The 17,579-nt window shown below is 70.1% G+C and carries 17 protein-coding genes; 10 read left to right on the forward strand and 7 right to left on the reverse strand.

Features of this window, described 5'->3' with window-relative positions; translation table 11 throughout:
• Positions 1-65: 65 nt before the first annotated feature.
• Positions 66-731: a LuxR C-terminal-related transcriptional regulator gene (locus VF106_RS45030; protein WP_330846206.1), complete on the forward strand. Its 666-nt coding sequence runs from the start codon at positions 66-68 to the stop codon at positions 729-731.
• On the opposite strand, the gene VF106_RS45035 is transcribed toward VF106_RS45030, so the two are convergent.
• The 4 genes from VF106_RS45035 to VF106_RS45050 form a co-directional block, all read right to left on the reverse strand.
• Entirely contained in the window at positions 715-1,524 is an 810-nt protein-coding gene (locus tag VF106_RS45035) for an ABC-2 membrane transporter-related protein (protein ID WP_330846207.1), read from the reverse strand. The genes VF106_RS45030 and VF106_RS45035 overlap by 17 nt on opposite strands.
• Positions 1,525-1,543: 19 nt before the next feature.
• Positions 1,544-2,488 carry an ABC-2 membrane transporter-related protein gene (locus VF106_RS45040; RefSeq protein WP_330846208.1) on the reverse strand — a complete coding sequence of 315 codons (945 nt, stop codon included), beginning with the start codon at positions 2,486-2,488 and terminating at the stop codon, positions 1,544-1,546.
• Positions 2,489-2,492: 4 nt separating this feature from the next.
• Positions 2,493-3,377 carry an ABC transporter ATP-binding protein gene (locus VF106_RS45045; protein ID WP_330846209.1) on the reverse strand — a complete coding sequence of 295 codons (885 nt, stop codon included), beginning with the start codon at positions 3,375-3,377 and terminating at the stop codon, positions 2,493-2,495.
• Between the two features lie 157 nt (positions 3,378-3,534).
• On the reverse strand, positions 3,535-3,933 hold the full coding sequence (locus VF106_RS45050) for a GntR family transcriptional regulator (protein ID WP_330846210.1): 399 nt from the start codon (positions 3,931-3,933) through the stop codon (positions 3,535-3,537).
• 177 nt (positions 3,934-4,110) lie between these two features.
• Here VF106_RS45050 and VF106_RS45055 point away from each other — a divergent pair, with 177 nt between their 5' ends.
• The 9 genes from VF106_RS45055 to VF106_RS45095 all read left to right on the forward strand — a co-directional run bounded on the left by VF106_RS45055 (position 4,111) and on the right by VF106_RS45095 (position 15,074).
• Positions 4,111-5,439: a GlnX family signal transduction membrane protein gene (locus VF106_RS45055; protein WP_330846211.1), complete on the forward strand. Its 1,329-nt coding sequence runs from the start codon at positions 4,111-4,113 to the stop codon at positions 5,437-5,439.
• Positions 5,436-6,419 carry a glutamate ABC transporter substrate-binding protein gene (locus VF106_RS45060; protein ID WP_330846212.1) on the forward strand — a complete coding sequence of 328 codons (984 nt, stop codon included), beginning with the start codon at positions 5,436-5,438 and terminating at the stop codon, positions 6,417-6,419. Before VF106_RS45055 ends, VF106_RS45060 begins: the two co-directional genes overlap by 4 nt.
• A 6-nt stretch (positions 6,420-6,425) precedes the next feature.
• A complete protein-coding gene (locus VF106_RS45065; protein ID WP_330846213.1) occupies positions 6,426-7,640 on the forward strand; it encodes a hypothetical protein in 1,215 nt (404 codons plus the stop codon).
• A complete protein-coding gene (locus VF106_RS45070) occupies positions 7,637-10,147 on the forward strand; it encodes a serine/threonine-protein kinase (RefSeq protein WP_330846214.1) in 2,511 nt (836 codons plus the stop codon). Before VF106_RS45065 ends, VF106_RS45070 begins: the two co-directional genes overlap by 4 nt.
• Positions 10,144-11,151, forward strand: a complete 1,008-nt coding sequence (locus tag VF106_RS45075) for a protein phosphatase 2C domain-containing protein (protein WP_330846215.1) — start codon at positions 10,144-10,146, stop codon at positions 11,149-11,151. Before VF106_RS45070 ends, VF106_RS45075 begins: the two co-directional genes overlap by 4 nt.
• Before the next feature lie 157 nt (positions 11,152-11,308).
• Positions 11,309-12,604, forward strand: a complete 1,296-nt coding sequence (locus VF106_RS45080; protein ID WP_330846216.1) for a vWA domain-containing protein — start codon at positions 11,309-11,311, stop codon at positions 12,602-12,604.
• Positions 12,605-12,612: 8 nt separating this feature from the next.
• On the forward strand, positions 12,613-13,305 hold the full coding sequence (locus VF106_RS45085) for an FHA domain-containing protein (protein ID WP_330846217.1): 693 nt from the start codon (positions 12,613-12,615) through the stop codon (positions 13,303-13,305).
• An 82-nt stretch (positions 13,306-13,387) separates the two neighbouring features.
• Positions 13,388-14,629 (forward strand): SGNH/GDSL hydrolase family protein, encoded by a 1,242-nt coding sequence (locus tag VF106_RS45090; protein ID WP_330846218.1) that lies wholly within the window; start codon positions 13,388-13,390, stop codon positions 14,627-14,629.
• A 40-nt stretch (positions 14,630-14,669) separates the two neighbouring features.
• On the forward strand, positions 14,670-15,074 hold the full coding sequence (locus tag VF106_RS45095) for a hypothetical protein (RefSeq protein ID WP_330846219.1): 405 nt from the start codon (positions 14,670-14,672) through the stop codon (positions 15,072-15,074).
• Between the two features lie 104 nt (positions 15,075-15,178).
• On the opposite strand, the gene VF106_RS45100 is transcribed toward VF106_RS45095, so the two are convergent.
• From VF106_RS45100 to VF106_RS45110, 3 genes are all read right to left on the reverse strand, one after another.
• Entirely contained in the window at positions 15,179-15,433 is a 255-nt protein-coding gene (locus VF106_RS45100; RefSeq protein ID WP_330846220.1) for a DUF397 domain-containing protein, read from the reverse strand.
• Positions 15,396-16,325, reverse strand: coding sequence for a helix-turn-helix domain-containing protein (locus tag VF106_RS45105; protein WP_330846221.1), 930 nt, complete (start codon positions 16,323-16,325; stop codon positions 15,396-15,398). The genes VF106_RS45100 and VF106_RS45105 overlap by 38 nt, the downstream gene beginning before the upstream one ends.
• 64 nt (positions 16,326-16,389) lie before the next feature.
• Entirely contained in the window at positions 16,390-17,478 is a 1,089-nt protein-coding gene (locus VF106_RS45110; protein ID WP_330846222.1) for a hypothetical protein, read from the reverse strand.
• Positions 17,479-17,579: the final 101 nt, after the last annotated feature.

Consider the following 17,579-nt stretch of genomic DNA (forward strand, 5'->3'; position numbering starts at 1 on the left):
GACCAAACAGCACCATCCGTCCCCCAACGCGACCAACACATCGAATTCCGGGGAGGCGGAACAGCGTGATAACCGTTGTTCTCGGCGATGATCATGTTGTCTTCCTCGAAACGCTCGGCCCGCTCCTCGAACGGCGCGGGATCCGGGTCGTGGGCACGGGACAGACGCTGCCGGAGGTCGTCGAGGCGGTCCGCCAGCACGCGCCGGACGTGTGCCTGCTCGACCGGCATTTCGGCGCCACCGTGGGAAAGAACGGCGTGACCGAGGTCGTCGCGGCGCACAGACACACGAAGGTCATCGTGCTCACGGCGGACACGACCAGCAGTTCCGTCCTGGAGGCCCTGCGGTCCGGCGCCGTCGGCTACGTGCACAAGACCCGAGGGCTGGACCACGTGACGAGAGCGGTCGAGCGGGCGATGGCCGGTGAGGTCCTGATCGACGTGCCGTGGCAGTGGCGGGAGCGGCAGCCCTCCGACGACGCGGCCGAGATGCGCCGGCTCGCCAGCCACCTCACGGGCCGGGAGCGACAGTGCCTGAGCATGCTCGCGGAGGGGCTCAGCACGGCGGAGATGACCGAACGCCTCGGCGTGTCGACGACGACCGTCCGGACACACGTCCACGCGCTGCTCACCAAGCTCGGCGTGCACTCCCGCCTGGAAGCGGCGTCCTGCGCGGTCCGGTACGGCCTGGTCGACACCCCGCCCGCCGGCGCGCCTAGACCGGACGCCTGAGCACCCGGTACACGACCGGCCCCGCGAGCAACACCGTGCACAGCAACAGGATCCCGGTCTCCGTCCACTGGAACCGCCAGTACCGGTCCGCCGGCTGGTAGTAGTAGACGCTGCGGTAGCCGGCGTCCTCCACGCAGCCCAGGTAGGTGAGCCGGGAAGCGTCCAGACACACCGGCGGGGTGTCGACCTCCTCGCCGGACGGGGCGAGCCACGTCGCCGCGGTGCCGAGGGTGCCCGCTGCCGGATAGTCGTCCAGGCTTCGCAACGGCTCCGCGAAGTTGCCCCGCGACTGGACCATCGCGAACAGCATGACCAGGAACACCACGATCGTCAGTGCGAGGGCCGGGAGCAGCCGCCGCAGCAACCCGCCCGCGGCGGACCCGAGCAGGAACGCGAACAGCCACCACGCACCGGCCACGACCCCGCTGCCACCGAACAACGCCGTGTCTCCGAACCGATCGGCGTCGTGCGCCGTCACCCACGTGCTGACCATCAACCCCAGTGCCAGCCCGGCCACCGTCACGACGAGGCTGAGCCCGCCCAGCTTCGACAGCAGCCAGCGCTGCCGTGTCACGGACTGCGTCCACGCGAGACGGTGTGTGCCGCGTTCCAGCTCCCTCGCCAGCAGCGGCGCGCCCCAGAAGATCCCGATCAGCAGCGGTGCGATCGGCAGCCAGCCGAGGACCACCGCCGCGTCCTGCCCAGCGACGAGCAGGTACACCTCCAGCAACAACAACAGCCCCACCGTGGCCAGCACCTGCGCCCGGTGCTGTCGCCACATCACCCACACCATGTCAATCCCCTTCCAGAAATCATGAACGGCGCCACGCCACGGCGCCCAGTGCCAGAGCCGCTACGAGCAGCGCCCCGGCCTCGGTCAGTTGGAACCGCCAGTAGCGGTCCGCCGGGTGGTACTCCGCGAACCACCGGTATCCCTTGTCCCGCATGCACGCCAGGTAGTCCGATGTGGACGCGCAGGACCACGTCTCCGCGTTGCTCAACGGGACTCCGCCCCGGTCCAGCCAGCCGGTCGCCGCCATCAGCGCGCCGCCCGGCAGCCGGTCCTCGACACCGGACCGGGTGTTGATCAGCAACGGCTCGCCCCGGTCGGCGGGGGCCGTCTCCTCCACGTGCACCGGTGTCGCGTAGTGCAGCCGCGCGTCCGTGTTGAACACTCCGATGTAGACGGCGAAGAACACCCCGAGCGTCACCGCCATCGCGGTCAGCAGCTTGCGGAACACGGCACCCGCCGCGACCCCCACCGCGAACGCGAACAGCCACCACGCCGCCGGCACGATCCCCGTCGACACGAACAGTTCCTGGTTCGCGAGGCGCCCGGCGGACCGGGTCGGGGCGAACTCGCCCGCCCACGCGTAGATGGCGAACCCGAAGACAAGACCGGCGGCGGTCACGGCCGCCCCGAGCCCCGCCAGCTTGACCCCCAGCCAAGCCTGCCTGGGCACCGACTGCGTCCATGCCAGCAGGTGCGTGCCGCGCTCGTATTCCCGCGCGAGCAGCGGCGTCCCCCAGAACAGCCCGATCAGCGCCGGTAGCGCCGCCGAGAAGAGCAGGAACCGGCCCACCTGGCCGAACTGGCTGTCGAGCAGGTTCCTGCGTCGCACACTGTCCGGTTCGGACGGTGCCACCAGCGTGCCCGTGCGGGACGCGTGGACGAACAGCAGCACGCCGACCACGACCACGAACGCCGCCGCGACCAGCAGCTGCACCCGGTGCTGCCGCCAGGTCAGCCACACCATGGCGTCACGCTCCCGCCAGCACGGGTCCCGACAGTGCCGCCGCGTCCGGGCGGCGCAGGTACGCGAGGACCAGCTCCTCGAGGTTCACGCCCCGGCTCGTCCAGCGGGGGTCGAGCGTCGGCGAGCCGGCACGCACGACCATCGTGGCCTGCCGACCGGTCCGCGAGTCGTCCACTACGGACAGTCGAGCAGCCACGCCGTCGGCCAGCTCCGCCGGTCCGGTCAGCAGGCGGTGCGCGACGAGGAGGTCCTCGATGGCCCCGGACACCTGGACCCGGCCCTGGTTGAGCACGACCAGCCAGTCGCACGTGTCCTCCAGGTCGGACACCACGTGCGAGGACAGCACGACGGTCATCCCGCTCTCGGCGACCGCGGCCATCAGCCCACGCATGACCTCGTGCCGGGCCAGCGGGTCCAGGTTCGCGAGCGGCTCGTCGAGCACGAGCAGCTCCGGCCGCTTGGCGAGTGCCACGGTCAGCGCGACCTGTGCCTGCTGGCCGCCGGACATCCTGCCGACCTTGCGGTCCAGCGGGATCCCCAGCTCGGCGAGGCGCCGGGTGGCCAGCTCGTCGTCCCACCGGGTGTTCATGTGCGCGCCGAAGCGCAGCATGTCCGCCACGGAGAACCCCTCGTACAGCGGCTTGTCCTGCGCCAGGAACGCGACGCGCGACATCGTCTCCCTGGTGCCGGCCGGCTTGCCGAGAACCGTAACGTTCCCCTCGTCCGGCGACAGCAGGCCGACGATCATGTGCAGCAACGTCGTCTTGCCCGCCCCGTTGGGACCGACCAGCGCCACCACGCGGCCGGCCGGCACCGACACCGAACATTCCTTGAGTGCCCAGTTGCGCCGGTACCGCTTACCAAGTCCAGTAGTAGCCAAGACGTTCATGCTGTCCCGCCTCCCCGAAATTCAATGTGTTGGTTGCGTTGCCCGACAGCTGGTTCTGTTTGGTCACGTACTTGTGGCTGGCTTGCGTCACGTTCCCCTGAGGTGCGGTTGCGAAGCACTCGGCCAGAGTTGATCTCGAGGTTGACCGCAGGGGGTGTCATGCCGTGTCTTCTCCTACCCGAAACGAGTCGAGCACCACCGAGGCGACCAGCGCCTCGACGTCCTCCGCGTCCAGTCCCGCCGTGCGGGCGTCCCGAACCCAGGCGGCGAGCGCCGTTCGCAACCGTGCGTGTTCGGCCACCGACGCGCCGCCGAGCGTTCGCTCGACGAACGTGCCGAGCCCAGGCCGCCCCGTGACGAGGCCCTCGCGTTCCAGTTCGCGGTAGGCCTTCAGCACGGTGTTCGGGTTGATCGCCAACTTGTCCACCACCTCCTTCGCGGTCGGCAGCCGGTCACCCGGTCTGAGCACGCCCAGGCGCAACGCGTGTTTCACCTGGTGGACGAGCTGCAGATAGGTGGCGACGCCGGAGCCGCGATCGAGTCGAAAGTCGATCACGCGCAACACCCTTTCACTAATGAAGTAGTGAAAGGGTGGAGGTAGACGGAACCGTTGTCAAGTCCGGCGGCTCTTTGAAGGAAAGGCGCTAGTCAGCAACGGGTCCGCGACTACGCTGGCGATCACGTCGGGGGACGATGCAAGGTTCGAGTGTCGACGAATTCGGGGGACGGCCTCATGAGTGCTCCCACCGCTCCACCGCCGGTACGGCCGGCGCCGGTCCCGGAACGGCGTGGCCGGGTCGCGGAGCTGCGAGAGCTGTCCAGGACCACACCTGGCGTGCTGATCAAGTTCACCGCGGCACTCGTCGTGGCGAGCGTGCTGGTCGGCGTGTTCACCGCGATCAGCGTGCAGAGCCGCGCGCAGGCGCTCGACAACCTCGCGACCCGCAGCGGTCCGCTGTCGGTCGCCGCACAGGACCTGTACCGGTCGCTCTCGGACGCCGACGCGACCTCGAACAGCGCGTTCCTGTCCGGCGGTCTGGAGCCGGCGGCCGTGCGTACCCGGTACGAGACCGACCTCGCGCAGGCCGAGGACGCCCTCGCCATCGCCGTGGCCGCGCGTGACCCGGCGGACCTCGCCGACCCGGACAGCCCGCTCTCGATCCTGTCCAGCCAGCTCACGGTCTACGCCGGGCTGGTGGAGACCGCGCGTGCCTACAACCGCCAGGGCCTGCCGGTCGGCGCCGCCTACCAGCGTGAGGCCTCGACCCTGATGCGGGAGAAGCTGCTGCCGGCCGCGGAACGGTTGTACGACAACGAAACGGCCGCGCTCGCCGAAGACCAGGACCGGGCGGCCTTCCAACCGGTCATCGAGGTCATGCTCGGGTTGGCGCTGCTCGTCCTGCTCTTCTACGCCCAGCGGTTCGTGCGTCGCCGCACACAGCGGCGGCTCAACGTCGGGCTGGTCGTGGCCACCGGCGCCACGCTGGTGTCGCTGCTGTGGGTGCTGATCGCCACGATCGGCGTGCTCGGCCGCGTCGAAACGAGCCGCGACGAGGGCTCGGAACTGACGAACGCGCTGGTGGACGCGCGAGTCGACGGGCTGGCCGCGCGCCGGGCCGAGACACTCACGCTCGTCGCCCGAGGCAGCGGCGCCGCGTTCGAGGAGGCCTACGGGAAGGCGCGGGCCGCACTCGCGGGTCAGCTGGTCGAGGCACAGAGCCTCTCCGCCGAGAGCAACTCCGACGTGTGGGGGGAGCTGAGAGCGGCGATCATCGACGAGAGCGCGTGGCAGCAGGTGCACACTCAGGTACGCCAGGCGGACGACGGCGGTGACTACACGGCGGCCGTGCAACTCGCGAACAGTGCCGCGGCCGAACAGTTCGACAACGTCGACCGCTCGCTGCGGGACGCCATCGCGAACACCACCGCCATCTTCGAGCGGGAGGTGTCCTCGGCCAGCAGCGCGTTGACCGGCACGGTCGTCGGCGTGATCCTGCTGGCGCTGGTGACGGCGGCCGGCGCGGTCATCGGGATCTGGCAGCGGCTCAAGGAGTACCGATGAAGAAGATCGCACTGGTGCTCGTCCTGGTGCTGGCGGCCGCGGGGTGCACGTCGACCGCCGCACCGGTCGTCCGCCAGACCGCGGCGGTCGACCAGCCCATGCCGGAGGGCGCCAAGGAGGTCCGGGCCCTGGACCCGCCCTCCGTGGACACCAGCTGCGGTAATCCGAGGGCGAGCTTCCGGCCGAACGGGCCGCTGCCCGCCCCCGACGCCTTGTCGGCCTTCCCGACAGTGGCCGCGATCCGCGACCACGGCAAGTTGGTCGTCGGCGTCGACCAGAACACCTACCGGTTCGGCTACCGCAACCCGGAGACCGGCGAGATCGAGGGGTTCGCGCTCGACGTGGCGAAAGAGATCGCGAAGGCCATCTTCGGCCGTGCCGACGCGGACGTGCTCCAGCTTCGGGTGCTCACGTCCAAGCAGCGTGAGGACGCGCTCAAGGCCGGCGATGTCGACCTCGTCGTGCACACCATGACCACCAACTGCGAGCGGTGGGGGTGGACCGACTTCTCGGCGGTGTACTACGAGGCCACGCAGAAGGTGTTGGTGAAGGACAACTTCGACTATCAGGGCGAGCAGTCACTCGCCGGCAAGAAGGTGTGCGCCACCGAGAAGTCCACGTCGCTCGCGCGGATCGTCAACCTCGACGTCGATCCCAAACCCGTCGGCATGCAGGTGGCCGGTTGGACCGACTGCCTGGTGATGCTGCAACAGAACCAGGTCGACGCGGTGTCCACGGACGACACCATCCTCGCCGGCCTCGCCGACCAGGACCCGTTCACCAAGGTGGTCAACGGCGTGGACGCCCCCGAGCCGTACGCCATCGCGGTGCCCAAGAAGCGCGACGACCTCGTGCGGTTCGTGAACGCGGTGCTCGAGAAGATCAAGACCGACGGCACGTGGCTGCGCATCTACGACACGTGGATGAAGCCCCTGCTCGGTCCCGTGGGCGCGCCGCCCGTCGCCGAGTACCGGGACTGAGCGCCCATGGAAGGTGTCGTGCTGAGCAGGGAGGAAATCGACCGTGCGCTGGCGCGGGTCGAGGGTGACAGCGAGCGGATCGCCGAGTCGCTGGTGGCGATGGACGGCCACCCAGGGCACCGGCTGCTGCGGGACACGGCCCTCACCGGGCTGACCGAGCGGCGGTGGGCCGAGGCGAGCGTCGCGATGGCGACGCTGTGGGAGCAGTACGCGACCTACCGCGACCTGGTCGCCCGTGCGCGGGAGGTCCGGGCGCGGCGGTCGAAGCCGGGTGACGAGGAGATCGAGGAGCTGACCCACATCCTCCACGGCCCGGTCGTGGAGCTGGACTCGGAGGCCGTGCCGATCGAGCGGCGCGGGCTGACCGGCCCGGCACAGGTCACCGAGCGCATCACGATGGCCGAGCTGCTGGCCCGCATGAAGCAGTCGTTCGACGCGGTGACCGCGGTGCTGGCGACCGCCGAGTCGGCGTGGTCGACCGCCATCAGCCGGCTCGAGCCACTCGACCGCCGCATGCACGCGGTGTCGGTGCTTGCGGAGTCGGTCGGTGAGGGCGACTTCACCAGCCTGCGCCGCGACCTGGAGCGCGCGCGGGAGCTGGCGCTCACGGACATGCTGACCGCGCACGCCACCGACGCGGTGGCGGAGATCGAGCGCCGGGCGGCCGAGTTGGAGACCCGGCTGCGGGAGCTGGCCAGGATCCGCGAGGAGTTCGCCGGCCGGCTGGCGGCGCTGGAGTCGGTGCTGTCCGATGTGGAGGCGGCCGAGGCGACGGCACGGCAGACGTACGCGGCCATGACGGAGAAGATCGCGGCACCGGGCCTGCCCGCGCCGACCGACCGGGGCTCTGCGGCACTACGAGGCCGGCTCCAGCGTTTGACCGCACGAAGGGACACCGCGGGCTGGGCCGCGTTGTCGAAAGAGACCGACGAGGTGGAGCGGATCGCGATCAGCACCATGGAGGCGGCGCGGACGTCGCTGCGAGCCATCACCGGGTTACTGGACCGCCGGGCGGAGCTGCGTGGCCGGCTGGAGGCCTACCAGGTGAAGGCGGCACGGCTGGGGCACGCGGAGGACACCGAGCTGTCCCGGCTGCACGACGAGGCGCACCGGCTCCTGTTCACCGCGCCGTGCGACCTGGCGGCGGCGACCCGCGCGCTGAACCGCTACCGGCAGGCCATCCAGGACCGGACGCAGCCCCGCGAGGAGGGATCGGAATGACGAAGTGCCCTCGACCCGGCTGCGGCGGCGCCCTCGACGAGGACGGATTCTGCGACAGCTGCGGGCTCGCGGCGCCCGTTGGCGTGGCGGCGACCGCCAGCGCGTCCTCGTCGGCAGCCGCGTCGGCGACCAGCTCGACCGGCGGTGGTCACGCGCACGCCACCGCGACGGCCGCGCGGCAGGAGGCCCCGCCCGCTCCCCCGACCCCGGCCTCTCTCGAGGGCGTCCCGTGCCCCCGCACCGGCTGCGGTGGGGCGCTCGACGAGGACGGCTTCTGCGACACCTGCGGCCTCGAAGCGCCTCCTGGCACCAAACCCGCGACGCCAGCACCCGAACCGGCCACGTTCGGCCCGACCGGCGGCGCGACGCACAGCGACCCGGTCAGCACACGCACCGGCAGCGCGCGCACCGGCTCCGTCGCCACCGGGTGGACCGCGTCCACCGGGGCGGTCACCACCGGTTCGCGTCGTGGTTCGACGCGGTCGTCGAGTCGTGGGCTGCTGGGCGCCGGGCTGGTCGAGGTGCCGCGTGTCCCCTACCGCGACCCGAAGTCCGCCGTCCTCACCGACCCCAAGGTGCCGGAGGAGAAGCGGTTCTGCAGCAACTGCGGCGCCAAGGTGGGCCGCGGCCGCGACGGGCAGCCCGGCCGCACCGAGGGTTTCTGCACGTCCTGCCGGCACCGCTTCTCGTTCTCCCCGAAGCTCTCCCCCGGCGAGGTGCTGCACGACCAGTACGAGGTCCTCGGCTGTCTCGCCCACGGCGGGCTCGGCTGGATCTACCTCGCGCTCGACCGGGCCGTCGCGGACCGGTGGGTCGTGCTCAAGGGCCTCCTCGACACCGGGGACGCGGACGCGATGGCGGCGGCGGTCGCGGAGCGGCGCTTCCTCGCCGAGGTCGAGCACCCCAACATCGTCAAGATCCACAACTTCGTGCAGCACCCCGACCGGGACACCGGCACGATGACCGGCTACATCGTGATGGAGTACGTCGGCGGTCAGTCCATCAAAGAGATGCTCAAGCAGATCCGGTCGACCGAGGGCGCGCAGGCGTGCCTTCCTGTCGACCGCGCCATCGCCTACGCGCTGGAGATGCTGCCGCCCATCGGCTACCTGCACTCGCTCAACCTGCTGTTCTGCGACTTCAAGCCGGACAACGTGATCCAGACCGAGGAGCTGCTCAAGCTGATCGACCTCGGCGCGGTGCGGCACATGGACGACGAGGACAGCGCCGTCTACGGCACCATCGGCTACCAGGCGCCGGAGATCGCGACCGCCGGGCCGTCGGTCGCCTCGGACCTGTACACGGTGGGCCGCACGCTCGCCGTGATGACGTTCCCGTTCGACTTCCAGCGCACCCACGTCGACCGCCTGCCGAACCAGGCCGAGGAGCCGCTGCTCGGCGAGCACGACTCGTTCTACCGGTTCCTGCTCCGCGCGACCGCGAGCGAGCCGGCGGCCCGCTTCGTCTCCGCCGAGGAGATGAAGGACCAGCTGACCGGCGTGCTGCGGGAGGTGCTGGCGGCCGGGGACGGCGCTCCTCGGCAGGGCCCGTCCGCGGAGTTCACTCCGGAGCGGCGCTCGTTCGGCATCGACGTTCACGCGGGCCCCAGCCTGCCGGCGCTCGTGCACACGCTGCCGCTGCCCAGGGTGGACGGCAACGACCCGGCCGCGGCGTTCCTCGCCACGGTCACGTCGACCGACCCGGCGGCGCTGGTCGACGAGCTCCGCATGGCGCCCCAGGCCACCGTCGAGGTGCGGCTGCGGATCGCCCGCGCCCACCTGGAGGCGGGCGACACGGCCACCGCCCGCGCCCGGCTCGACGAACTGGCCAGGGGTGCGCTCGACCTGGAGCGGTTGTGGCTCATCGACTGGTACCGGGGCATGGTCTCGCTGGCGGCCGGGGACGCGGCGACGGCGAGCCAGCTCTTCGACCGCGTCTACTCCGCCGTGCCGGGCGAGGCGGCACCCAAGCTCGCGCTCGCCGTGTGCGCCGAGGCGATCGAGGACTGGGCGACCGCCGACCGCTTCTACCGCGTGGTGTGGCGGACCGACCGCACCTACGTCAGCGCGGCGTTCGGCCTCGCGCGGGCGCTGCTCGCGCGGGGCAACCGGTTGGAGGCCTTCGACGTCCTGTGTTCCGTGCCGGAGACGTCAAACCATCACACCGCGGCCCGGCTCGCCGCCGCGGCCGTGCGGGTGCGGGACGTGTCGGCGACGGACCTCACCGAGGCGGACCTCGTGGCCGCCGGTGAGCTGCTCGCGGATCTCGAACTGGACGCCGAACGGCGCGCACGTGCCTCGGAAAGCCTTTTCTCGGCGGCACTGCACTGGCTGCCCCAGAACAGGAACGGCACGGGGTCTGTGCTTGGCTGCCCGTTGACGGAGATCGACCTGCGGACCGCGCTGGAGAGCTGCTACCGCACGCTCGCGCGGCACGCGGACAGCACGAGGGAACGCATCGCATTGGTGGACAGCGCCAACCAGATCCGACCGAGGACGTGGGTGTGACCGTAACGAACTGCCCTGGCTGTGACGCGCCGGTTGGACCGGAGGACCGGTTCTGCGAGGGATGCGGGCAAAGCCTGCTCGTGCGCAGAACCCCGGTGGGCGGCCCGGTGTCGAAGCAGGCCGACGGCACGTGCGCCGGCTGCGGTGGCGACCATGTTGGTGCGGACGGGTTCTGCGAGGACTGCGGGCTGGCGCAGCCGAGCGGGCGGGACCGGATGGAGTGCGATCTCGATCTGGTCGTCGGCATCAGCGACAAGGGCAAGCGGCGCGCCCGCAACGAGGACTCCATGGCGTACGGCACCGTGCGTGGTGGGGACGCGCCACCGACCGTCGTCGCCGTGGTGTGTGACGGCGTGGCGACGTCCGACCGCGCCGACAACGCCTCGCAGCGAGCCGTGGACGAGGCGACGACCGTGCTGCTGGACGCCGTGCTGGAGAACGGTGATCCGGAGGCGGCGACGAAGGAGGCGGTGGCACGGGCGATCGAGGTGGTGTCCGGGCTCGCCGACCCGTCGGTGCCCGGCACGGCGCCGTCCTGCACGTTCGTGTCGGCGGTCGTCACCCCCACCGCCGTCACGGTCGGGTCGGTCGGGGACAGCCGCGTGTACTGGCTCGCCGGGCCGGGTTCGGACGCCATGCCTTCCCGCCTGCTGACCAGGGACGACACGGTGGCCGCCGAGCTGATCGCCGAGGGTGTGAGCGAGGAGCAGGCCAACTCGGTGTACCAGGCGCACGCGCTGTCGAAGTGGATCGGCGCGGACGCGGGCCCCATCGAGCCGAGGGTGGTCACCGTGGAGCCGGGCGGGCCGGGGCACGTGCTGCTGTGCAGTGACGGGCTGTGGAACTACGTGCCGCAGGCGCGGTCGCTGACCGAGCTGATGCCGGCCGAGGGTGGCATGACCGCCGCGGCCGACCTGACCGCGCTCGCGCTGAAGCTGGGTGGCCACGACAACATCACGACGGTGCTCGTGCCGTTCCCGCCGACCGAAGGAGAAGGGTCGTGAGACACCCTCTGTCAACCTCAAGGTCATATCAGGCCGAGTGCTTCGCAGCCGCACCTCAGGGGAACGTGACGCAGGCCAGCCACAAGTACATGACCAAACAGGACCCTCCGTCCGCCAACGCGACCAACACATTGAATTCCGGGGAGGCGGACCAGTCATGAGCACGGAGTTCTCGGTCGAGGTCTACCAGAACGAGTACCTGGCGGCGGGCGCCACCGAGGTCAACGCGATCGTGACGGTCACCGCGTCGGGCGCGCCGACCGGTCCGGCGCAGCCATCGGGCAGCGCCGCCGAGGTGATCATCGTCGACTGCTCCGGCTCGATGCACGTGCCCCGTTCCAAGCTGTCGTCGGCGAAGCAGGCGACCGCGGCGGCCATCGACACGCTGCGCGACGGCGTGGAGTTCGCGGTCGTGGCCGGCACGGACGAGGCCCGGCTCGTCTACCCGTACCAGCAGGGCATGTCGGTCGCGTCGCCACAGACGCGGGCCGAGGCCAAGGACGCGGTCAAGAAGCTCGCCGCGAACGGCGGCACCGCGATCGGGAAGTGGCTGACGCTCGCCGACTCGCTGTTCTCCACGTCCTCGGCGTCGATGCGCCACGCGATCCTGCTGACCGACGGCCAGAACATGCACGAGACGCCCCGCCAGCTGGCCCGCACGCTGGACGAGGTCGCGGGGAAGTTCGTGTGTGACTGCCGAGGAGTCGGCACCGACTGGGAGGTCAAGGAGCTGCGGACCATCGCCGAGCGGTTGCTCGGCACGGTCGACATCGTGGCGCAGCCCGAGGACCTGGAGGCGGACTTCCGCGCCATGGCGGCGTCGGCCATGAACAAGGCGGTCGCGGACGTGGCGCTGCGGCTGTGGACGCCGATGGGCGCCACGGTGAAGTTCGTGAAGCAGGTGGAGCCGACGCTGGTGGACGTGACGGCGCGACGCACGGAGGTGCCGCCCCGCAGCGGCGACTACCCGACCGGCTCGTGGGGTTCGGAGACGCGGGACTACCACGTGTGCGTGCAGGTGCCGTCCGCGGCGACGGGCGAGAAGATGCTGGCGGGCCGGGTGAGCCTCGTCGCGGGTGACGAGGTGCTCGGCCAGGGCAAGATCCTCGCCGTGTGGACCGAGGACACCGCCCTGTCGACCAGGATCAACCGGGAGGTCGCGCACTACACCGGGCAGGCGGAGCTGGCGTCGGCGATCCAGGAGGGCCTGGAGGCACGCAAGGCCGGTGACGTCGAGACGGCGACCGCGAAGCTGGGCCGCGCCGTGCAGCTCGCCACCGAGACCGGGCACACCGACACCGCGAAGCTGCTTTCGAAGGTGGTCGACGTGGAGGACGCGCGAACCGGCACGGTGCGGCTGAAGCGCAAGGTCGAGACGGTCGACGAGATGACGCTCGACACCCGGTCGTCGAAGACGATGCGGGTGCGTAAGAAGCAGCCGACGGAAAGCTGAGGCGCGCGATGGCGACCTGCCCGCAGGGCCACACCTCCTCGGACGAGGAGTTCTGCGACGTCTGCGGCCGGGAGATCGGCGGCGCACCCGTGTTGGTCGCCGACGCTCCCCCGGTCGCCGAGCCCGCGCTGCCCGCGGCCGGTGAGACATGCCAGGCGTGTGGCGCGGCGCTGGCCGGCCGGTTCTGCGAGGAGTGCGGCCACGACTCGCTGGCCGCACCGCCCGTGGTCGCCCAGCCTGCCCAGCCGGTGGTGCCGGACGTGCCTCCGGTGCCCGCCGACCGCCTGCCGGAGGCCGCGACGTGGACGGCCACGGTGACCGCGGACCGCGCCTACTTCGACTCGGTGATGGCCGTGGACGGCCCGGACGCGGCCGGCATCAACTTCCCGCCGTACTGCCCGGACCGCCATTTTCCCTTGGCGGGCAAGGAGATCAGCATCGGCCGGCAGAGCCGCAGCCGCGGTATCCACCCGGACATCGACCTGATCGGCCCGCCGGAGGACCCGGGAGTGTCGCACCTGCACGCGTTGCTGCTCGCGCAGGAAGACGGCTCGTGGTCCATTGTGGACCTCGACTCGGCGAACGGCACCGCGGTGAACGAGGAACCAAAGCCGTTACGCCCCAACGTGCCCCGCGCACTCGCGAACGGCGACCGGATCTACATCGGCGCGTGGACCAGGATAACGCTGCGCCGTTCCTGAACGTTCAGCAACAGACGGTCATCTCCGGTTGTCCCCATTCGGACGCAGATCACCGCCGTCGGCCGCGGTTATGCTCCGGCCCATGTCTGGACACCGCGGTCTAAGGCTCCTGTTTCCCTTGCTGCTCATAGCGTCCCTGGCGCTGGCGGCGCCCTCCGCGAGCGCTCATCCGCGCTGGGTGGCGTCGTGGGCGGCGAGTCCCGTGGCGGGCAGCGTGATCCCGTGGTCGGACTGCCCCGCCGGAACGGGGCTCGGGAACCAGACGGTCCGCAACGTGGTGTTCGCGAGCGTCGGCGGCTCCCAGGTTCGGGTCCGGCTGTCGAACGCGTTCGGCACCACGCCGCTGCGGGTCGGGCACGCGTCGGTGGCGGTCCAGGCCGCCAACGCGGACGCGGTGCCGGGCACGGTGCGGGAGCTGACGTTCCACGGCCGGCGCGCGGTCACGGTGCCGCCGGGACGTGAACTGTTCAGCGACCCGGTCCGGTTGCGGGTGGCCGCGCTGTCCACGCTGCTGGTGAGCGCTTACGCACCAGGCCCGACGGGCCCACTGACGAACCACCCGTTCACCGCGCAGGGCAACTTCCTGGCGACGGGCGACCGCGTGCTCGCGGGTGGCACGGACTACGGCAACACGCCGTGCTGGATGGTGGCGGGCGGCGTGGACGTCATCCCGACGCGGCCGATCATCGGCTCCGTGGTGGCACTGGGCGACTCGATCACCGACACCTCGGCGACGACCGGCAACGCCAACCACCGCTGGCCGGACTTCCTGGCCCGCCGCCTGAACGCGGTGCGGGGCCCGACCCTGTCGGTGGTCAACGCCGGTCTGGGCGGCAACCGGGTACTGGCGGCGCGCGAGGAGGCGTTCTGGGGCGTGCCGGCACTGGAACGGCTGGAACGGGACGTGTTCGCCCAGACAGGCGTGCGCACGGTGATCCTCATGGAGGGCGTCAACGACATCGGCTTCGACGCGACCGCCGAGGACCTGATCGCGGGCCTGCGCGAGATCGCCGACCGCACACACGCCGCGGGCCTACGCGTCATCGGCGGCACGATCACCCCGTTCGGCGGGTCGTTCATCGAGACCGACCAGCGAACGCAGACGTGGTTGACCGTCAACGACTGGATCCGCGACAGCGGCACCTTCGACGCGGTGGTCGACTTCGCCGCGGCGACCGCCGCCCCAGACGACCCGACAGCCCTGAACCCGACCTACGACAGCGGCGACCACCTACACCCGAACGACGCCGGCACGGAGGCGATGGCCGCCGCCATCGACCTGTCCCTGCTGCTGCCCGCACACTGCCGCTGCCTGGCAGGCTGAGTCGGGACCGGTCCCGCGTGGCCGGACCTAACGTCGGGCCATGAACAGCAAACCCGCGACTCTCATCACCTCGGTCGTCCTGATCTTCATACAGGCGGCGCTCAACGCCATGGTCGGGCTCTTCAGCATCGTGGACATCACGGAGCGGATGGACCACAACCAGACCGTGACGACCGACATGTACGTGTTCGCCTACGGTTCGCTGGCGGGAGGCGTGCTCCTCGCGGTCAGCGGTGTGCTGCTGTTGCGCGGCGTCGCCACGATGCGGATCGTGGTCACCGTGCTGGAAGGACTCGTCATCATCGGCGGGTTCATGAGCCTGATCGCGGGCGTGCCCACGGCGGTAATCGGCATCGGCATCGCGGTGACCATCCTGGTGCTGCTGTTCGGCAAACGGTCCAGCGAGTGGTTCGCGTCAAGACGCGACGCCCGCTCCATGATCTGATGCACGCATGCCACTCGACGCTCACGTACGACGGTGTCAGCGACCTCGCTTCCCCGACCGGCCATCCACCGACCTGGTGGACCCGCTTCTTCGACTACCTGTGATCAGCTCACACGACCGGGCCGGCCGTCCGACACGGCGTTGACGAAACGCAGCCACGGAGCCGAGGGCACGGTCAGGATCGGGCCGGTGGCGTTCTTGGAATCCCGGACCGCGGCACGCCCCTCGGCGAGCGCCACCTCAACGCAGTCGGTCTGAGGCCCTTCGCTGAAACTGCTCTTCCGCCACGCCACCTCAACGCAGTCCGTCCCAGCTCCTTCGCTAAAACTGCTCTTCCTCCAACTCGTAGATGCCCGCATCGCGCCTGGTGCTCCTTCGGTCGAGAGCGTCAGCCAGTTCGGCTATGAACGCCCTCGATTTTGCCTCATCCAGCGCCACAGATGCGATGGTGCGGAGAAGCCTTCGGTAGTCCCCGACAAACTCCGCATCGTCAATGAAGACCCCGTTCCAGGCGGCAGAGAAGTAGACCAGCGGGCTGTGGTCTCGGTACTCGAACACCCGAAAAGAGCTCCCGAATATTCCTCGTGCCCCCGCAAAGGCAGGAAGCACGCGAACGCTCACATGCGGAAGGCCGGCCAGTAGGAGCACCTTGAGCAGCTGTTCATGCATGATTGCCTTGCCACCGACCTGCAGGCGAAGAGCCTGTTCATGCACGAGGAAGGTGAATCGCCCCGCCCCGGGGCGATGGAGTATCTGCTGCCGCTCCTCTCGCAGGCCAACGGCCGCATCGATGTCCTCCTGCGGAAGACCTGGGCTCTGTTCGATCAGCAGCCGCGCATACCTGCTCGTCTGCAGCAAGCCGGGAACGACATTGGGTTCGTAGCTGACCGATCGATCAGCGGTGGCCTCGTGGTAGATCAGTGAGCTGAGGGTGTCCTCCAGCCATTCGCCGTGAGGGCTGAGCCAGTAGCCCAGTTTGCGTTCGGCGTCTCGGCAGAGGTCCAGTATGTCCTTGGCCTCGTGTACGAAGACCTTGCAGGCGGCCAGGTAGTGGATGGCGTCCACGACGCTGATCTCCGACTGGCCCATCTCCACACGCGACACCTTGCTGCGGTGCCAGCCGGTGACCCGGCAGATGTCGTCCCCGGCGAGGCCGGCCGCCTCGCGGCGCTTCCTCAGTTCGGCGCCCAGTTCTCGATAGCACGCGCTCGCGTTGCTCCGTCCCATGTCGAGCAACGCTACGGCCGGCACACGGGAAATCCTTGTGCCACACGCGCAACACCACCCCAACGGGGCCGTGTGCCGGCCTGGCGAACTACCCTACCGTCACATTTCCGCCGCTTTGACGAACACAGGACACCTGGCGGCTCGCGGTCACCGCGGCGCCGGACAGGCACTGGCCCAGCACACCGTAACCGTTGGCGTTGGGGTGCCAGGATTCCTGGCACGTCTGGAAGTACGTGACGCAGGTGTTGGCGATTCGCTGGATGTCCAGCTTGTCGTAGCCGGACAGGCTCGTCACAAAGGTCCCGCTCGGGCCGTCCATCAGGCGGATCGGTGTGGCCAGTGCGTTTCCTGGGCTGCCGTCGTTCTCGCACAGCCGGGCGCCGTTGAACGCGGACTGCACGTTCAGGTACACCAGGTCATCCGAGGGGAACTCGGAGGAGAGCGTCGCGTGTGCCGAGCTGACGATCGAGCCGAGTGCCTGCGAGAACAGGTGACCTGCCGCGAGGCTCGCGCGGTGTGCTGGGCAACCGGCCGCGTACCGTTCGGCGCCAAGGGCACGGAACTTGTCGCGGTTGTCGGCCCGGCCGTCCTCTTCGTGGTAGCGCTGGGCGAAGTCGGTCGGCAGCGGGTTGGTGTAGTCCTGGAACACGACACGGTGCTGGCCGTCGGCGTCGACCTGGTCCAGTGTGGTCAGCAGGGCGCGCAGTGCGTCGGTGGTCTCCGCCGTCGCCGCGGCCAGTTCGGCGTCGGTCGCCAGGTCGGAGATGTTGCACGGCTCCTGCGGCACGTCACCGCCGAGGTAGGCCCAGAACTCCCACCAACCGGTCCACGCGTCGGCGATGAAACGGTTGGCGCACACCGAGGCCGCGTCCCCGAAGGTGAACGAGCTGTTGTTCGAGCCGAGTCCGACCAGTACCAGGTCGATGTCGTGTGTGGTCGCCACCGCTCGGAGTTGGTCCAACTGCGACGCGACGGTTCGGCCCTTGGCACGGCCGGACGACGCGTTCAGGACGTCGAACGGCTGACCGCCCGAGCAGGCCAGGTTGAACCGGTCCTGGATGCCCGGCAGCGTCGCCCGGAACACCGACGCGTTCGGGGACCTGTGGCAGAAGTAGGCATTGGTGTTCGCCGCCGACCAACCCGGAAAGCCTTGCGCCGCCCCGTTCACGTCGGTCACGGCGGAATAGTCCCCGCCGCCTTCGCCGGAGATGAAACTGTCTCCGAGCGCGACGGCGGCGGTGGGTAGGACAGCGGGTTGAGCAATTGCGGGTGCACCGG

The organism is Actinophytocola sp. (assembly GCF_036378875.1).
Taxonomy (GTDB): domain Bacteria; phylum Actinomycetota; class Actinomycetes; order Mycobacteriales; family Pseudonocardiaceae; genus Actinophytocola.